This window comes from Enterococcus sp. RTP21361st1_A6_RTP21361_211029 (assembly GCF_040910045.1).
GTDB classification, from domain to species: Bacteria; Bacillota; Bacilli; order Lactobacillales; family Enterococcaceae; genus Enterococcus_D; species Enterococcus_D gallinarum.
In genome coordinates, this window is sequence record NZ_JBDGBK010000041.1 from 1 (window position 1) to 16662 (window position 16662).

General features: G+C 40.6%; 15 protein-coding genes, 1 pseudogene and 1 riboswitch. All 16 genes and pseudogenes read right to left on the reverse strand.

Annotated elements, in window-relative coordinates:
• Positions 1-362: 362 nt before the first annotated feature.
• The gene (gene dat, locus AB5Z52_RS08985; protein WP_003126719.1) at positions 363-1208 is read right to left on the reverse strand and encodes a D-amino-acid transaminase; all 846 of its coding nucleotides are present in this window, start codon (positions 1206-1208) and stop codon (positions 363-365) included.
• A 28-nt stretch (positions 1209-1236) separates the two neighbouring features.
• Positions 1237-1692, reverse strand: coding sequence for an N-acetyltransferase (locus AB5Z52_RS08990; RefSeq protein ID WP_003126721.1), 456 nt, complete (start codon positions 1690-1692; stop codon positions 1237-1239).
• A complete protein-coding gene (locus AB5Z52_RS08995) occupies positions 1679-2782 on the reverse strand; it encodes an AI-2E family transporter (RefSeq protein WP_003126723.1) in 1104 nt (367 codons plus the stop codon). The genes AB5Z52_RS08990 and AB5Z52_RS08995 overlap by 14 nt, the downstream gene beginning before the upstream one ends.
• Positions 2783-3185: 403 nt before the next feature.
• Positions 3186-3614, reverse strand: a complete 429-nt coding sequence (locus tag AB5Z52_RS09000; RefSeq protein ID WP_029487399.1) for a GNAT family N-acetyltransferase — start codon at positions 3612-3614, stop codon at positions 3186-3188.
• 159 nt (positions 3615-3773) lie between these two features.
• Positions 3774-4193, reverse strand: a pseudogene (locus tag AB5Z52_RS09005) (GNAT family N-acetyltransferase); the annotation flags it as partial.
• A gap of 156 nt (positions 4194-4349) precedes the next feature.
• Positions 4350-6248 carry a mannonate oxidoreductase gene (locus AB5Z52_RS09010; RefSeq protein WP_034704410.1) on the reverse strand — a complete coding sequence of 633 codons (1899 nt, stop codon included), beginning with the start codon at positions 6246-6248 and terminating at the stop codon, positions 4350-4352.
• Between the two features lie 260 nt (positions 6249-6508).
• The gene (locus AB5Z52_RS09015; protein WP_117474636.1) at positions 6509-7450 is read right to left on the reverse strand and encodes an LCP family protein; all 942 of its coding nucleotides are present in this window, start codon (positions 7448-7450) and stop codon (positions 6509-6511) included.
• The gene (locus AB5Z52_RS09020; RefSeq protein WP_003126728.1) at positions 7447-8106 is read right to left on the reverse strand and encodes a phosphatase PAP2 family protein; all 660 of its coding nucleotides are present in this window, start codon (positions 8104-8106) and stop codon (positions 7447-7449) included. The genes AB5Z52_RS09015 and AB5Z52_RS09020 overlap by 4 nt, the downstream gene beginning before the upstream one ends.
• A gap of 14 nt (positions 8107-8120) precedes the next feature.
• Positions 8121-9290 carry an FtsW/RodA/SpoVE family cell cycle protein gene (locus AB5Z52_RS09025; protein WP_034704412.1) on the reverse strand — a complete coding sequence of 390 codons (1170 nt, stop codon included), beginning with the start codon at positions 9288-9290 and terminating at the stop codon, positions 8121-8123.
• The gene (locus AB5Z52_RS09030) at positions 9268-10416 is read right to left on the reverse strand and encodes an FtsW/RodA/SpoVE family cell cycle protein (RefSeq protein WP_368266883.1); all 1149 of its coding nucleotides are present in this window, start codon (positions 10414-10416) and stop codon (positions 9268-9270) included. The genes AB5Z52_RS09025 and AB5Z52_RS09030 overlap by 23 nt, the downstream gene beginning before the upstream one ends.
• A 122-nt stretch (positions 10417-10538) precedes the next feature.
• Positions 10539-10728: riboswitch (M-box (ykoK) riboswitch) on the reverse strand.
• 356 nt (positions 10729-11084) lie between these two features.
• Positions 11085-12614, reverse strand: a complete 1530-nt coding sequence (gene ahpF, locus AB5Z52_RS09035; protein WP_368266884.1) for an alkyl hydroperoxide reductase subunit F — start codon at positions 12612-12614, stop codon at positions 11085-11087.
• Between the two features lie 9 nt (positions 12615-12623).
• Entirely contained in the window at positions 12624-13187 is a 564-nt protein-coding gene (gene ahpC / locus AB5Z52_RS09040) for an alkyl hydroperoxide reductase subunit C (RefSeq protein ID WP_003126733.1), read from the reverse strand.
• A gap of 389 nt (positions 13188-13576) precedes the next feature.
• Positions 13577-14542, reverse strand: a complete 966-nt coding sequence (locus tag AB5Z52_RS09045; RefSeq protein ID WP_003126734.1) for a permease prefix domain 1-containing protein — start codon at positions 14540-14542, stop codon at positions 13577-13579.
• A complete protein-coding gene (locus AB5Z52_RS09050; RefSeq protein WP_003126735.1) occupies positions 14539-14871 on the reverse strand; it encodes a PadR family transcriptional regulator in 333 nt (110 codons plus the stop codon). Before AB5Z52_RS09050 ends, AB5Z52_RS09045 begins: the two co-directional genes overlap by 4 nt.
• 92 nt (positions 14872-14963) lie before the next feature.
• Positions 14964-15533 (reverse strand): hypothetical protein, encoded by a 570-nt coding sequence (locus AB5Z52_RS09055; RefSeq protein ID WP_003126736.1) that lies wholly within the window; start codon positions 15531-15533, stop codon positions 14964-14966.
• A gap of 155 nt (positions 15534-15688) precedes the next feature.
• A complete protein-coding gene (locus tag AB5Z52_RS09060; RefSeq protein WP_003126737.1) occupies positions 15689-16645 on the reverse strand; it encodes a siderophore ABC transporter substrate-binding protein in 957 nt (318 codons plus the stop codon).
• Positions 16646-16662 lie beyond the last annotated feature (17 nt).

Genomic DNA, 16662 nt, shown 5'->3' on the forward strand with positions numbered 1-16662 from the left:
AGAACAAACCGCGGAGACACTCAATTATCATGAGAAAGCCTTCTTGCAAGAATTAGAAGTGCTTTTGACACAACAACAAACACGAATTCAACTGAAGCAAGGCGAGTTGGACAGTAAATTATGGAATCCCCAAGACTGGTAAGACCATTTTTGACAACATGAAACGCCCAACAATTGATTGCTAAGCACAGTAAACGACGTGGCTGAATGAAACAGAAACTTGAAAAAACTAAGTGTTCTGCTAGCACGTCTCTGATTCCTATTTCAACTAACATCTACTAAATGGTAAAATCCCCCTAAGAGGTCGCTAGTCAGCTAACTCTTAGGGGGATTTCTATCTCAGGTGGGTGTATTGTTTGGAGTCAGTTCTTTTTGGTTGCTTCAATATACGCTTGTTGTAGTTTAGCAGTCACAGCTCCTAGCTGTCCAGTTCCCACCGGATGACCATCGATACCAACAATTGGCACGATTTCCCAGACAGAATTGGTAATAAAACACTCATCAAATTCTGCTAATCGATCAATCGCAACGGCTTCTTCCTTAACTGGTAGCTTCAATTCCTGACACAAGCTTAAAACTTTCATTTTTGTGATCCCAGGTAAAACCAGATTGCCATCCGGATGCGTATACACCGTTCCTTTGGAAACAAACCATAAATTTGAAGCGGAAGCTTCCGTAAAAAAGCCCTCTCGATGCAGTAGTGCTTCATCATAACCATTGGACCGAGCCTCCTCTAAAGAGAGCAGATTCCCCAAAAGGCTTAATGATTTGATGTCACAATGAAGCCAACGCTGGTCAGGGATTAATGTGGCTTGAAGACCATTACGCTGCATGTCCACTGGACGATGGAATGGAATAACATTTGCAGTAAGGACACTTTTTATCGTCCCTTGAGGAGGAAAAACATGATTTCGCGGACTTAAAACCCCTCTTGTCACTTGCAAATACACTTCTCCGTCAGTGATTCCCTCAATGTCGATCAATGAACGTAATCTGTCTTTGAGAATGGTGGTTTCATAAGGCAATGTCATTTTTATTTTAGCGGCACTGTTCTCTAGTCGCTGCAAGTGCTCTTCGGCCATGAACATTTTCCCTTGATAAATGCGAATAACTTCGTAGATTCCGTCTCCATACTGGTAGCCGCGGTCTTCGATATCGATTTGAACCTCTTGTCGATCAACGATCTCTTCATTCCATAAGACTTTCATGATAGCCTTCCCTCACTTTGCGATTTTATCAAAATTTTTTTTGGTAGATATAGGATAGGTCTTTACTATACCATTTTTCACCAATTTTTTTAAAGCCATTTTTTTCGTAAAAGCGCTGGTTTCTAAGGGAATATGCTGGTGTTTCTAGTATCCAGTAATCGACGGGAAATCGTTTTTCAAATAATTGCCAAGCAAGAGTCCCAACCCCTTTACCAATAAAATCAGGGTCGAGACAAAAGTAGCAAATCTGGTGTTTACTAGGATTTGCCACAATCAAACCAATAATGCCATTTTCTTGCAGCAGGTAAAGACTGAGATCTGGATCTTGCTTCACTCGTTTCAATAATTCTCCATTATGATAGCCAGATGGACCGTCTCGTTTGTCTGCCCCCAAATGGCATGCGGTATCTGCATCAAAAGAGGTCCGTATTATTTTTGCTAGTACAAAATCTTCTTTGTCCCCTGCATATTCAACGATTTTCATTTTCTTTTCCTTCTTGCTTTACATGTTTTTGCTGTTGATAATAGCGGGTCAAAGTGCCTGCCATGGCCATCACGATCGAATAGACCGGCAGCGCAACGATCATTCCTACAAATCCTAATAAATTCCCGGCGATCAATAATAAGAAGACGGCAATGATAGGATGGATATGTAGCACTTTATTCATGACGATTGGTGAAACAACATACGACTCGCCAAATTGAATGATCGTAATGCCAATAACTAACAAGACTGCTGTTTTCATATCTTGACTCAGAGCAAACAAGAATGCTGGTGCCGCGCCGATAAAAGGACCAAAATACGGAATGATATCTAGAACACCACAGATTAAGCCTAGTAACAAGGCATTTTGCAAGCCTAAAAATGTAAAGATTAGATAGCTGAAGACGCCAACATACAAACAGACAAGTAGCTTTCCGCTAATATATGCTGAAGCAGCTTGATGAAAATCTTGACACAACTGCAGAATAAGAGAGCGAAATTTTTTTGGTGCTTTCGAGACCAAAAGATCAGGAACCTTATGTCCATCTTTAAACATATAAACCAATAGCAACGGAATCGTGAACAAAACAATCGCTGAATGAGAGACGATTGCTACCAAACTTGTCAGACTATTCGTAGCCCCAGTGATAAACTGAGCAGCGAGATTACTGATTTGGTTGATATCCAATGAATCTAACAGTGGACCAAATAATTCCTCAAAAGAAGAATGATCGATATTGTCAATGATTCTGTTGATGATGTAAGGAATCTGATTGATAAAACGTGCCATTTCGTTAATCAGTGCCGGACCGATCACCTGAATGATTAAATAAGCAGCAAAGAGGATCAGAAGCAATGTGACATAAAGAGCGAGATGTTGATTGCTGCTCCTTTTTTTGATCAAATTGAAAAAAGGCAAAAAGATATAAAAAATAAATACAGAAATCAAAACGGGTAAAAAGACACTAGCAAAAATGGCTTCTAGCGGTCGGAAGACAAACAGAATATTTGAATAGATCCATATGCCTAGTCCCACCAAACAAATAAACACAAGTACTGCAAATAATTTCGACTTTTTTAATAGCTCCAAAGAAAAACCTCCTGTTTTTTTGTTAAACAATCATTACTAGTTTAGCATATTCACTATGTCTTAACCGATTTTTTTGTCACAAAAACAAAATTTCAATAAAATTATTTCATTAATGTTATTAAATTTGACGTTTTCTGAGTTCCCGCTAGAAAAACGAAACAAGAGGTTTGCTAGAGACAAGTCCTTGCTACGATCAAAAAAACTAGTGGCATCAGTCTGATAAACCTTCGATCACAACAGTCAAGATCAGCCATTATAAGACGACATCCAGAGGACGGCTTCTTTAGTGATCGAGTGTGTCTTCTTGGTTAAGACTTATGCCACTAGTTTTTCCTACTTCTTTTCTTACTTATTTACCTACTTACTTCCCTGTTTACTTTCCTACTTCTTTTCCTATTATTTATTAGGAAGATAGACCTTCACTAACTTTGTTAGCGGCATATAAAAAGGCGACCGCATGACTTTTCTCCACTGTTTGGAACCCGCAAGCTTCGTAGAAAGCCCGCGTTTTTTTCGTATCGTCAGTTAATAAAATTTTTTGACGAATTTTCGGGTAGTCTCCTACTATTTTTTTTAGTAACGTTTGCCCGATTCCCTGCCGCTGGAATTCTTTCAATACGAGTAAATCTTGGATATACAAAATCGTTTGCTGATCCGTTATTCCTCGCACCAAACCAACTAAGCGCTCTTGCTGCCAAGCAGTGATCATGTGGGATTGCTGAAGTGCTGCCCACAAGACTTCTGGTTCGCGAATATACAAGGACCAGCCAGCATCTTGATACAACGAAAGGATTTGTTGTGGGTCCTCTGGAAGGTGTTTGCTATAGTGAATCGTTGATGAATTGTTTTCTTTCTTTTGAATTGCTGTTCCTTGGCCGTTCTCTGAGACAGCTAGCCATTGGTTATAAGTGAGGCTAGTAAAGTGTTCTTTTCTTTGTTCATTTAACAGAGGAACCTCGACTGTTTGAGTTAACTGATAGACAAAACCGCATTTCTGTTGGACGCGCCAAGATTGTTCATTACCATCATAATAGCCTGCCCAAACCGTTAGCTTCGGTTCCCTGGCAAACTGATCAGCAAGGATCGCAGTCAACGCCTCCACTGTATAGCCTTGTCCCCAGTAAGCTTTCCCGATCCAGTAGCCTACTTCAACTGCAGGCGGGAGCATAAATTCTTTGCTGATTGGCATAATACCAATACTGCCAATCGGCATGCCATCTTTCAGACAAATAGCATAAGTCGTTTCATTCGTGTTAAAAACATCCGTAATAATTGTTTCGCTTTCTGCCACAGATTGATGCGGCGACCAGCCGGCTCTTGGGCCGATAGCAGGATCTTTTGCCAACTCAAACAACTCTTTGGCATCAGAATTCTGCCAATGTCTTAAAATTAAACGCGTTGTTTCTATCATCTCTTTCCCCTCTTTCGGACCTTTGCTGTGAGCATCCTATATATTTATTGCATTTCTAGCGCTATTTCTACCATTATTGGAAACACTTGCGTATTGTTGCAAAATAGCTTGATTTTTACTGAAAGTTATCTTCGCTAGCTTATTTCCTGCGATCAATTACGTTTGCGCGCCGTCGCCTTTCGCAAATGCTTGCCTTTCCTGTGCTTGTTTTCTTAATTTCTTTTGCGCTTTCTTCGATCCACGGTCGATATCTCGGTTAAATTTCCGTTCTGCAAATGAATGGAACAGACTCTCCAAGTCATACCCTGCTGGATATAATTCTTCTCTAGACATCAGAAGCTTGACTCTTCTAGTGGGAACGATAACCAATGATTCATCCAGCAAAATCTGTGCTTGACTGCTTTCTAAATAGGCATAAAACAAGCCCGTTTGATTTGTCTCTGTGTAAGAGATGCGATCGCCTTTTTTTAAAGTAGCCACGGATACTTGCTGTCGTTCTTTCTGGATGCCTTTAAATACTGCTTTTTCCGTTGGATACTGTTTCGTTTCTAAGTATCGTTGTGCTTTAGCAACGATTTCTTTAGAGATTGACATCTTTTCTGCGATCCAAAAGGCATTACTGGTACCCACAGCATCAGAAAGCAGCCGATATTTAGGTGTCAATGTTTCTGGATCAAAAGCCATTGCAGCCGTATGGAAATCTTGATGATCAATAGCAAACTGTTTGATTTCCCCATAGTGGGTAGTAGCGATCAAAAGCGCACCTGAATGATAGATGGCTTCCATGATCGCAATCGCTAAAGCAGCTCCTTCATTTGGCTCTGTTCCGCTGCCGATCTCATCCAGCAATACAATGCTTTGCCGTGAAGCATGCTTGACGATTTGGGCAATGTTGTTCATATGTCCCGAAAAGGTACTTAATGCGTTCGCTAAACTTTGTTGATCCCCAATATCCATCCACAGATTTTTCAAAAATGGAACCTGACTTCCCCCAGCATGTGAAGGAAAGAGACCATAGTGCGCCATCACACAAACCAGTGCCACAGTTTTTAACACCACCGTCTTCCCACCGGCATTGGGACCTGTGATCACCAGACAGCGAGCATCGTAACCAAGTTGTAATGACAGAGGAACTGCTGCTGCTCCTAACAATGGGTGTCGAACTTCCTGTAAGTCGATTACTTCTGCTTCATTGATTTCTAGCGGAACACCATGAATTTCACGACAGTATTTTGCTCGAGCAAAGATGATGTCCAATTCAACCAATACATCCAGACAGGTAAAAATTTCTGTTAAGTTTTCTGCAAGCAGTCCAGTCAATCCAGCTAAAATTTGATACTCCTCGGCAGTCTCCTCTGCTTTGGCCATTATCAAGCGATCGTTCAAGCGAATCGCTGCTTCTGGTTCAATGAAAACTGTTGCCCGTTTATTGGAGCGTTCAATAATCTGCCCTTTGATCTGATGTTGAAATTCGGAGCGCACAGGTAGTGTGTAGCGATCATTTTTTTGAATGATTCGTGCATCTTGTAATAGTCGTGGATCTTGCAAAAACTTTGAAAAGACTTTTTTCAATTCTGCTTCATGCTTGGCTATTTGTCCCCGGATTTTCCTAAGTTCACGACTGGCATCGGTGTCAATCCGGCCATTTCGGATTTTGTCAAAAATTGTTTGTGCGGTGTCTGAAAAATCCGTTAATCCTTGCGCATAGCCAGTAAGCCGCGGTGTCTGCCACTGGTTTTTTTCAAACATCTGACGGATCAATCGAAAAGACCGTAAAAAGTCTCCATAATCGATCAATTCTCTCGGCTCTAAAATCAAGCCTTTTTCGATTTTTGTCGTATGATGCAAAATATCAGACAGGCCCATGAATGGTACTTGTTGCCCAGAGCCTAAGAGGGCCATTGCTTCTTTTGTCTCCGCTAGTCTTTTTCTAGCGGAATGAATAGAAGAGGCCGGTTGTTGTTCGGCAAATCGTTGCTTGCCATAATCACTAAGGATTCGTTGACTAACAGTTGTTTTAATTGTGTCAAATTCAGTTTCTTGTGGGATATTCATATGAGGTCCTTTCTTGTGCCCGTGAAACGTCTCTCCTCCACGTTCAAAAAAAGTGTACAAAAAAGGTGACAGTTCCCCATCACCTGTTTTTATCAATAACGATTTTGATCGGTATCTGCAGGCACAACAAATAAACTTAGTATTGTTTATTTGTTTAAATTTGCTGGTTAGATACCTAAGACACTCATCAAGAGACCTCTTTCTTTTTTTGAACGATTTTCTTTATTTTAGTATATCTATGATCGAATTGTCAACATCATCTATTTTGCCGGTTCATTATGTGTTTGCATATCCAATTCAGAATGTAATCGCTGGATCACTAGCTGTCGTTCCTCATCAGAGATTGCTTGGTAAGAAATCCCTGCTTCTCCTTGCAATCCATCTCCCGTAAAGCCTGTCCCCTGTATTTGATAGAGATCAACTGTTGTTAGGGTAGACTGGTAACTCGTTATTAATCGTGAGATCTGCTGAAAAGTGAGATCCGTTTGGCCGTTTTCTCCAACGATCGACATGAGCTCTTGGTACTGGAACAAACTTGACAGAGACAGCAATTCTTTAGCGAGGAGCTCAGTCACTTGTCGTTGTCGTCTCTGCCGGCCATAATCCCCTTCTGGATCATCTTTACGCATCCGAGTATACTGAAGTGCTGCCCAACCATCTAATTGAAGCTCCCCCTCTGGGTAATGAATTTTCTCAGCCGTAAACTCAAAATCATTGTAAACTGTGATTCCGCCAATCGCATCTACAAGATCTACCATGCCATCCATATTGATCGAGAAATAATGATGAATTGGGATCTGTAAAAATTGTTCGATCGAAGCGATCATCATTTCGGCGCCCCCAAATGAGTGGGCATGATTGATTTTATCTTTGAAACCTTTACCAACAATCTCTACATAAGCATCACGAGGAATACTTGTAATGGATGTCCGCTTATTTTTTGGATTCAATGTCACGATCATGATCGTGTTCGCACGATAGTCTGTTTTTCGCTTTGAATCATTTGCGATACCCAAAAGGAGCAGACTTAGGGGTTCTACCTCTTCAATTACTGTTGCTTCTCGCCCTTTAATCGGTGCGTGCATGGTTTGAACCGTTTGTTCTGCACGAAGAACGATGCGCAGCGCATAGACTGTTCCAACGGTCACAAGCAGTGTTAAACTAACCAAAAGCGTCAGCCAAACTTTCTTTCCATTCGTCATGGTCTTCTCCTTTGCTTGAATTTATCGGATAAATTATTACTTTTACTCGTAAGAATCCTTTCAGTCCATTCATAAGTCATCAAAGTGATCCCACTTGCTAAACAGATACTTGCGAGGGTATCGCTTGGGTAATGAACGCCTAAATAAAAGCGGGAAAATATTACTAAAAGAATGAAAGAGCCGCCGAGGATAGCCAACAGACCTTTTTTCTTAAACAAAAATCTAGTGAAAAGCAAACAGGTAGTCACCAGTGTAACAGCTAGCAGGGTATGGCCACTGGGAAAGCTGTATGAATCGCGAACCATCCCAGCTTCTAGGACTGGGCGTGGCCGCTGAATCAGCCATTTCATCACTTGACCGATACCACTCACCACAATCAGATTTCCTATTCCCCAGATTGCCCAAACTCGTTGCTGCTTTTTCCATAAATAGATGCCCAAAAGCAGAAATAAACCAGTTATTGGTAGGATTGTAGCAGTCGAAGCGATGCCCAACATGATTTGGTCTCCTAAAGCAGTGCGCATCTGAGGCAAATTCCAAAAGAGTCGGTCCATCCTTTGAAACCAGTGTGGCTGATGCAAGACTAGGATCGTCAATAAAAAAAACAATGCAATAAAGCTAAGACTGACCGTCATCCGACGAGTTCGATTGAACATTTTAGTAAACTCCTTTAACTTATTGGGAAAGTTTTTTTCGGGGCATACGCCTTCTCCAGCCCAAAAATAATGCCTAAAGAGAGACCAACTGCAATCAGCGAGGTCCCACCTTGACTCAGAAATGGTAGTGGAATACCCGTCAAAGGCAGTAATCCAATCGCCGCCCCGATATTTTCAAAAATTTGAAAGACCAAACCAAAAACAAACGTGATCGATAGATAGACCGAGGCTTTATTATTTGTCCGCAATGCTGCAAAAATGATCTGATAAATCAAATAAAAATAGAGAAAAATCACTAATGAACTGCCTAAAAATCCAAATGATTCTCCGATGACTGTAAAGATCATATCGGATTCACGCACAGGAACGTAGACAGGAATGTGCGTGTCACTTGCCCCGAGGAGACCACCTGAACCAATTGCCCACATACTTTGTACTTGTTGGTAAGCAATCGAGTCTTGATAAGCAAAAGGATCTGCCCAAGCTTTGACTCGATCCAATTGATAGGGTTTAAAATGCAATCGAAACAACATCGTATTCCCCCAATCAGTAAAGACTAATAGCAATAACAGTCCGCCAACCACAGCCAATACCGTAAAAATTACTGTCAACAGTTTCCAATGGACACCGGAAATAACAAATAGTGCGCCGAGCATTACGATGAAAACCAAACTAGTACCAAAGTCCCGTTGCATATACATCAATAGAAAAGTCGGCAAACTATAAAGCACTATTTTTAGAATGTAGAAACAGTCAGATTTGATTGTTCGCTGAATCTGTCTTTTTTCATATAAGAGTGTGAGATACACCATAAACAATACAAAAGCCAATTTCATAATCTCAGAAGGCTGCAATGTGAAACTGCCGATTCGGATCCAACGTTTTGTATGGGTCAACTCAAACATGACGGGATCATAAAACCAGTACAATAATGTCATCAATCCTAGAGAAAGAACATAAAAGATGCCAGAGAACCGCAATAAAAAAGTCGTCGAAAGTAAACTGCCCGCAAACAATGCGATTGCGGCAATGATGCAAAAAAAGAGTTGCCGCACAACAACCGGTCCCGGATCAATGCCATCCAGCACACTGGCACCATATTGAACCGCAATACTCAATAAAAAAAGTAAGAAAACCGGTAGAATCAGTGCATAATTCACTTCATGTCGTTTGAAGTACTTCATTTGCTTCCCTCCCTCTTTCCAATTTGAGGCAAATACCAAAAGCAAACGAAAGAATAAAGTAACTGGAGCCACCATAACTAATAAATGGTAAAGGAACCCCTGTCATAGGCATTAACCCTAAGATACTTGCGATGTTGATACTTGTTTGCAATAACAACAATGTGGCAGTTCCTAATAGAATCAAGCCTATTTGTGAATCAATAGCTGTTGCCGAACGAATAAACAGGCGCAACACAATTAGAAATAATAATCCAATTACAAAAATCCCTACCAAAAGGCCAAGCTCCTCTACCAATACCGAAAAAATGAAGTCTGTCTCCGCAACGGGTAAGAACCCTTTTTTCGTGATGCTATTGCCTAAACCCAACCCGCTTAATCCGCCATTGAATAATGCATAATAGGAATGAATCATTTGGAAACCTTGACCATATGGGTCAGAAAATGGATCTCCAACAAGTTGGATCCGGTTGTATACATGCATGAAGAATTGTGGTAACCAGCCGTGTTGTCCTAAAAAGAGGACCGCACCTCCTAAAAGAAATAAACTGGAAATCAGTGCAGTAAATAGCAGGAATGTGACTTTGACTGGCACTTGAACAGTCGTGATCATAACAAAAGCCAAAAATAGTAAAATCATTACTCCTGCAACTTTAGGCTGCATTAGAACCAGCCCACAACATAGAAATAAGAGAAAGAGCGGCTTTTTTAATTCATTGAAAGATCGTTTGTCCTTAAAATAGTTTGCCAAATAAAGAATCATACCGACATTTGTTATTTCTGAAGGCTGAAACTGAATACCAAAAATCGAAATCCAGCGCTGAGCACCGTTAACTGATACCCCGAAAAATGGCAGGTAGGCCAACAGTAACATGACAATGCCAAAGGCCAATAGTCCCACAGCTAACTTTTTGCTTAAAAAAATTTCGACGCGGGTTTTTTGAATCAAAAGAATCATTCCCCAACTCAACAGCAGAAAAATCAGTTGTCGCTGGAACAACGCGGCCGGTGCACCCCCAGCAGTCATCAACCGGTAAGAACTTGCACTATAAATCATTAAAAGACCGATGATACTCAACAGCAAATAAGCTGTGATAAGTAACCAATCGATCTTTCTCTTTTTACTCATATCGTCCACTCCTTCCCTTGGAGCAGGTGATTTCAGACGTTATTTATTTTATCCATTTACGTTTTGAAACATACTCAAGAAAAGAAAAAAAGCCAAACTTCTCTCAAGACGTTCGACTTCGCAAGCAATCTCATCGTCCGAGTTTTGGCACTATACAACGTAAAGAAGAAGCAAATTAGTAGTATTTATTTCTTCTTAGCTATTTTATGAAGAGCCTTAATCCGACAATTCCTGTTTTACACATTGGCGTCTTTCGACGTTTCTGCGCAATAGCTTATGTTTGTATAGGAGCCTCACCTAACAAGGTTATCCGTTATTTTTATTCATCCTGAATGTTACCTTTTGTTCCTCATGATGACAACTGAATTCCGCAATTTTGTGTTTTTCTTTAATTATTCTTAAACATCTTTAAGCAATTGACTAATTCCCCTGTTTTCTCACAGCTCATTGAATCGCTGCCTTTTTTAGTTAGAGATTTCTCGTTATTTTCAGGACAAAAAAACTGCAACAGCCATTTGCCATCGATCCATCGAGACCCAATCAACTGGCAACTATTTGACTGAAGTTCAGCCATCAGTTGCAATGATCATGGATCAAAAATGAATCAACTTGGTAAACGGCGTTGCAGTCATTCCTTGTACCTATTTAAAGGATCAGTCCGCATTTGATTATTGGCGAATCAAATAATCAAATGCGCCTAACGCTGCTGTTGCTCCTGAACCCATCGAAATAATAATTTGCTTGTAGGCACTGTCTGTACAATCTCCGGCAGCAAAAACTCCAGCAAGATCTGTAGTTCCATGTTTGTCGACAATGATTTCATTGCGTTCATTCAAAGCCACTCGATCTTTCAGCCATTCTGTATTCGGCATCAAGCCAATCAAAATAAAGACGCCTTCCACAGCTAAAGTGGCTTCACGATTTGTCTGCCGATCCACATAAGTCAGCTGCTCCACATGATCGGAACCCACAATTTCTTTGGTAGCAGCATTGGTGATGACCGTCACGTTTTCCAATGTTGCTAGTCGTTTTTGTAAAACAAGGTCTGCTTTTAATTCCGGCAAGAACTCCAATACATAGACATGTTTTGCCATACCTGCCAAATCAATCGCTGCTTCAATACCAGAATTACCGCCACCAATAACTGCCACTTCTTTACCAGCAAACAACGGACCATCGCAGTGAGGGCAATAAGCGACCCCTTTATTTTTAAACTCTTGCTCTCCCGGAACGTTAATGTTCCGCCACCGTGCACCAGTGGCAAGGATCGCTGTCTTTGTTTTCAACACAGCACCATTCTCTAATTCCACTTCCACGAATTCATTTTTGCGGATATCTTTGGCACGTTGTCCTTTCATGACATCTACATTATACTCATTGACATGTTCTTCCACTTGACGCATTAATTTCGGTCCTTCTGTGTAAGGTGTACCGATCATGTTTTCGATTCCTAATGTTTCCATCACTTGACCACCGAAAGTTTCCACCACCATGCCTGTATTGATCCCTTTACGGGCAGCGTAGACAGCAGCACTTGCACCCGCTGGACCGCCCCCTACGACCAACACGTCAAACAGGTCTTTATCTGCAAACGAGTCTTTGCTAGTCGGACCAGCAGCTTGTTCAAGTAATTGTTCGATCGTCTGACGACCGCTAGCGAATTCTTCCCCGTTCAAAAAGACGGTTGGTACGGCCATAATTTTTTTGGCATCTACTTCCGCTTTGAACATACCACCTTCGATCATCGTATGACTGATATTCGGATTCAAGACAGCCATGATATTCAACGCCTGTACGACATCCGGACAATTATGGCACGTCAGACTAACATATGTCTCAAAATGCAAAGGCTGAGAGATTTGTTTGATACGGTCTTGAATCGCTTGTTCGACCTTTGGCGCCCGGCCACTAACTTGCAATAAAGCTAAAATAAATGAAGTAAATTCATGCCCGAGTGGAAGACCTGCAAAAGCAATGCCACTGTCGATACCTGGTTGCATAATTGTAAAGCTGGGTGTCCGATCTGCAGTTGCTTCTTCGATCGTAATACGTTCGGACATTTCTGCGATTTCTTCTAAGAAATCACGAACCTTTTGTGAGGCGTCATCAGTACCAAGACTAGCTGCGAAAACAATTTCAGATTCCAGCATTGCCAGATACTGTTTCAGTTGTTCTTTAATTCCATTATCTAAAGCCATGTCAACCTCCTATATTTTTCCAACTAGATCAAGACTTGGTGTTAAGGTGTCTTCTCCTTCTTTCCATTTAGCTGGGCAAACTTCACCTGGATGTGTCCGGACGTATTGGGCAGCACGAATTTTGTCGATCAATCCACTAGCATCGCGTCCAATTCCATCCGCATTGATTTCAACCGTTTGAACAACGCCATCAGGATCGATAATAAAAGTACCTCGTTGCGAAAGGCCACTTTCTTCATCCAGTACATCAAAAATACGAGAGATCGTGTGAGAAGGGTCAGCAACCATAATGTATTCGATCTTGCTGATTGCATCAGAGTGATCATGCCATGCTTTGTGGGTATAGTGAGTATCTGTCGAAACAGAATAAACTTCAGTTCCTAGTTCTTTCAATGCTGCATATTGACCTTGTAGATCTTCTAATTCCGTTGGACATACAAATGAAAAATCTGCTGGGTAAAAGCAAACCACATTCCATTTTCCTTTGAAATCTTCAGATGAAACGTCGATAAATTTTCCGTTGTGATAAGCTTGTGCTTCAAATGACTCAATTTCTTTTCCAATTAATGACATAGCGATTCCTCCAATTAGAATTATTATTTGAGAATAATCTCTCTTAATTATTAGTCTAAAGCCAGTGGAATTGCAATAGTCTCTTTGCATTTTTTTAAACAAAATGAATTTCTCCTCATAAATGAGCGTTTCACTTTCATTTTAAAATGATTTCTGGGAAAATAAATAGATTCACTTTTCTAACAATTATATCCTCAAGGTTACTCATTCTCATTTACAAGGATATTTTCTCAATAACTTTAAGTCACTTTTCACTTTGTCAAATTCATCAAAGTGAAAAGTTTTTATTTGTCCAAACCGATAAGAAAAACACCTGAAGGACTTCTCTTCTGCTCTAGCAGAACCTCGGATCTTTCAGATGTTTATCAAAAACTATTTCAAGAAATTCCTTAGCGCTTATTTTTCTGATGAGGCAAAAAGAAATCTTGAAAAACCCCACCCAAGATGAAGATTACCCATGAATAGGCCCAGCTTCCTGTTGAAAATGACCAGAGGAAGTAAACCACAAGGATCACTGGCCAATAAACCGTATTAAAAAAGCGAACTTTTCCTGCGGATTCTCCATAAATGTGTTGCGCTGCCCGTGGTCCGGGTTCATCTTCATTAGAAATAAAGTAAACGCCATCGGCCATTTTGGCAAATCCTGTGCGGATGATACTGACATAGACGATAAAGAATACTCCTAATGCAACTGCCGCAAAAAACAGTCCTAAAGCTAAACCACTGGGAATGTAAAGAATAGCTTCCATCAAGAAAAAGGGTGTCACCGACAGAATACATGCAGAAATCCCTAGCACCAGACCAAATCGAAAACTCTTTTCATAATCTTCCAATTGCTTCCGCGCCTCTTGTTTTACTTCTTGATCAAATGGACGATCGTTTAATTTTCGTTTTGATGCAGAATAGTTCAAGCCGGAGGTAATAATAAAGCCCACGCCCAATGCAACAAACATGAACATGACTAATAGTCCTAAGCCACTATCGATTTCATTGGCAAAAAAGAGAAATATTCCAAGAGAAGCGATACATAACGCAATACCTAAAGAAAGTGAGAAGGCAAAACGGCGAATCTTCCCCCAAAAATCAAAGGCTTCATCGATTGTAATAGCATCTAACCAGGCTTCTTCTGCAGTATCTTCTGACTGCGCTACTTGCAGTTCTTGAAGCAACTCATCAATTGATCCAAATTCACTGATCACAGCCCCGATTGCTTCATGCTCGCTTTTTCCTTGTTCAATCAATTCATGGTAATGGTCTTCCATGATCGCAGCCAAATCCTCTTTGGCTTTCTTTGTTTCTGGCGTGGTGGGTACATTCAAAAACAAACTATCTAAATAATCCCGGATGGTTTTCATTTTGCTCCTCCTTGTAAAAAGCGCTCAACAACAATTTTTGTTTGCTGCCACTCTTGTTTTTTTACTTCTAAAAATTCTCTTCCTGCCTCACTGATTTGATAATAGGTGCGTTTCTTTCCATGAGTCACTTCTCCAGGATACGAGCGGATCAATCCTTGTTTTTCCAAACGTGTGAATGCAGAATACAATGTTGTTTCCTTAATGATATAGAGCGAATCTGTTTTTTCACGTATCTGTTTTGAAATGTCGTATCCATAGGAATCATCTTTGGAAAGAATCGATAAGATGATTGCATCATTGTATCCCCGAATTCCATCGCTGGATATCACTCGATCCCCTCCTTAAAATTACTTTACCTGTCGTAATAATTATAAATCAATTACTACGACAGGTAAAGTAAATCTGTGATTCTTTTTTTAATTCAGTCTTGAGACCGAGAAACATCCGCTAACGGTTGAACATCAATTACCGGTAAAAACACTTCATCAAATTTTATGAAACTCCCACCTTCTGTTAAAACTTTGATCTGCTGTCCTTCTCGAAGCTGCCAACTGTCGCTGCTTTCGAAATAATACAGACCAAAATCTGATGAATAACGTGATTCCGCGTTTTTCTTCGTCTGAAAACATGCATACCCATCCTCATAGACTTTCATGACCGTCCCTTCGACCCATTCCTTTTGAGGCGGGAAAAAAATCATCTTTACGCAGATTATCCAAAGCGCAAGTAAACCCGCACCGACCAAATAGTTTTTGTGCCCCGGTTTGGAGGGCCAATAATAGGAAATGAAAACCAACAACAAAATAGCTAATCCGCTGCCCATTAAGACTGTCCCCCACTTTGGCGCGAGCCCCACCTCTGTTTGTAATGTAATTTTTTCTGCCAAAGTCAATAGCTCAAAGTCTGCGATCGGGATCAGGTTCACCCGAAGAAATAATCCCCCTATTAACAGTACTAAACCTAAGGCAGCCGCCAGCAAATATTTGTGCATTTCGGAATCCGCTCCTTCCCTTTGAACCTAGCATACCTGAAAAAAACTAAATTTGGTTTAAATTGAATAAATTGTTTTCAATACAAAAACAGTTGCGAACATCCAACATTCGCAACTGTTTCTCATTTAAGCCATCCTTATCCGATAACAAGCCTTTAATCTTTTGCAACAGCCGGTTCAACATCAGACAACATAATGTCCAATGATTCGATCCCAGATCCTGCTAAATACCAAACTTGCGGATTTAATTCGATCACTTTCCCGTTTTTTCCAGCAGTTGTTTGCTGAACCAATTCATTTTCAGTCAACGTACTCTGGCTTGTATCCCCACCGATTGCTTTTGTACGATCAATAACAAAAATAATATCGGGATTTTTTTCCAGTAAATATTCATAAGAAATATTCTGCCCATGAGTCGATGCTTCTAATGTATCATCGACTGGCGTAAACCCAAATGTATCATAAACAATGCTATATCTTGATCCCAAACCAAAGGCAGAAAGACTACCTTCATTCATCATGACAACTAATGCTTTTTCCTTGCTGGCTTCTGCAGTTTCAGAAAGATTCGCGATTCTTGTTTGCAGAGCAGTCAACTGTTTCTTGGCTTCCTCTTCTTTTCCAAAGATTTGGGCAATAGTTTGAATGTTGTTATCGATCGATGACCAAGTGTTTTCGTTGTCTACACTTAGAAAAATCGTTGGTGCAATTGCTTCCAGATCTTTTTGAAAGTCTCTTTGGCGGCCAGAGATAATGATCAAATCAGGTTGGATCTGATTGATTTTTTCTAAGTCAGGTTCTTTGATACCACCTGCAGAATCAACCGCAGCATAACTCTTTAAATAGTCAGGCATATTGCTCGTAGCAGCTCCTACAACACGATCTCCTACGCCTAAAGCATCCATTGTATCAAGTGCACTGTTATCGAAAACAACGACTTTTTTTGGTGAAAATGGCACAGTCACTTTGCCATTACTATCTGTCACTTCGATTTCGGCAGGCGCCGCTGCAGCCGTTGAGGCACTTGTTGACTCTCCTTTTTCTTGAGAGCCGCATCCTGCTAACCCCGTGATCATTACCAATACAGCCAAACTAAATACTATTTTTTTCATATACTCCTCCTATGGTC

Bases quoted from the DNA above. Each gene is read 5' to 3' on its own strand.
- dat (WP_003126719.1), bottom strand. From the start codon at position 1,208: ATGAAAGTCTTATGGAATGAAGAGATCGTTGATCGACAAGAGGTTCAA.
- AB5Z52_RS08990 (WP_003126721.1), bottom strand. From the start codon at position 1,692: ATGAAAATCGTTGAATATGCAGGGGACAAAGAAGATTTTGTACTAGCA.
- AB5Z52_RS09010 (WP_034704410.1), bottom strand. From the start codon at position 6,248: ATGAATATCCCACAAGAAACTGAATTTGACACAATTAAAACAACTGTT.
- AB5Z52_RS09015 (WP_117474636.1), bottom strand. From the start codon at position 7,450: ATGACGAATGGAAAGAAAGTTTGGCTGACGCTTTTGGTTAGTTTAACA.
- AB5Z52_RS09020 (WP_003126728.1), bottom strand. From the start codon at position 8,106: ATGTTCAATCGAACTCGTCGGATGACGGTCAGTCTTAGCTTTATTGCA.
- AB5Z52_RS09025 (WP_034704412.1), bottom strand. From the start codon at position 9,290: ATGAAGTACTTCAAACGACATGAAGTGAATTATGCACTGATTCTACCG.
- AB5Z52_RS09030 (WP_368266883.1), bottom strand. From the start codon at position 10,416: ATGAGTAAAAAGAGAAAGATCGATTGGTTACTTATCACAGCTTATTTG.
- ahpF (WP_368266884.1), bottom strand. From the start codon at position 12,614: ATGGCTTTAGATAATGGAATTAAAGAACAACTGAAACAGTATCTGGCA.
- ahpC (WP_003126733.1), bottom strand. From the start codon at position 13,187: ATGTCATTAATTGGAAAAGAAATTGAGTCATTTGAAGCACAAGCTTAT.
- AB5Z52_RS09045 (WP_003126734.1), bottom strand. From the start codon at position 14,542: ATGAAAACCATCCGGGATTATTTAGATAGTTTGTTTTTGAATGTACCC.
- AB5Z52_RS09055 (WP_003126736.1), bottom strand. From the start codon at position 15,533: ATGCACAAATATTTGCTGGCGGCTGCCTTAGGTTTAGTACTGTTAATA.
- AB5Z52_RS09060 (WP_003126737.1), bottom strand. From the start codon at position 16,645: ATGAAAAAAATAGTATTTAGTTTGGCTGTATTGGTAATGATCACGGGG.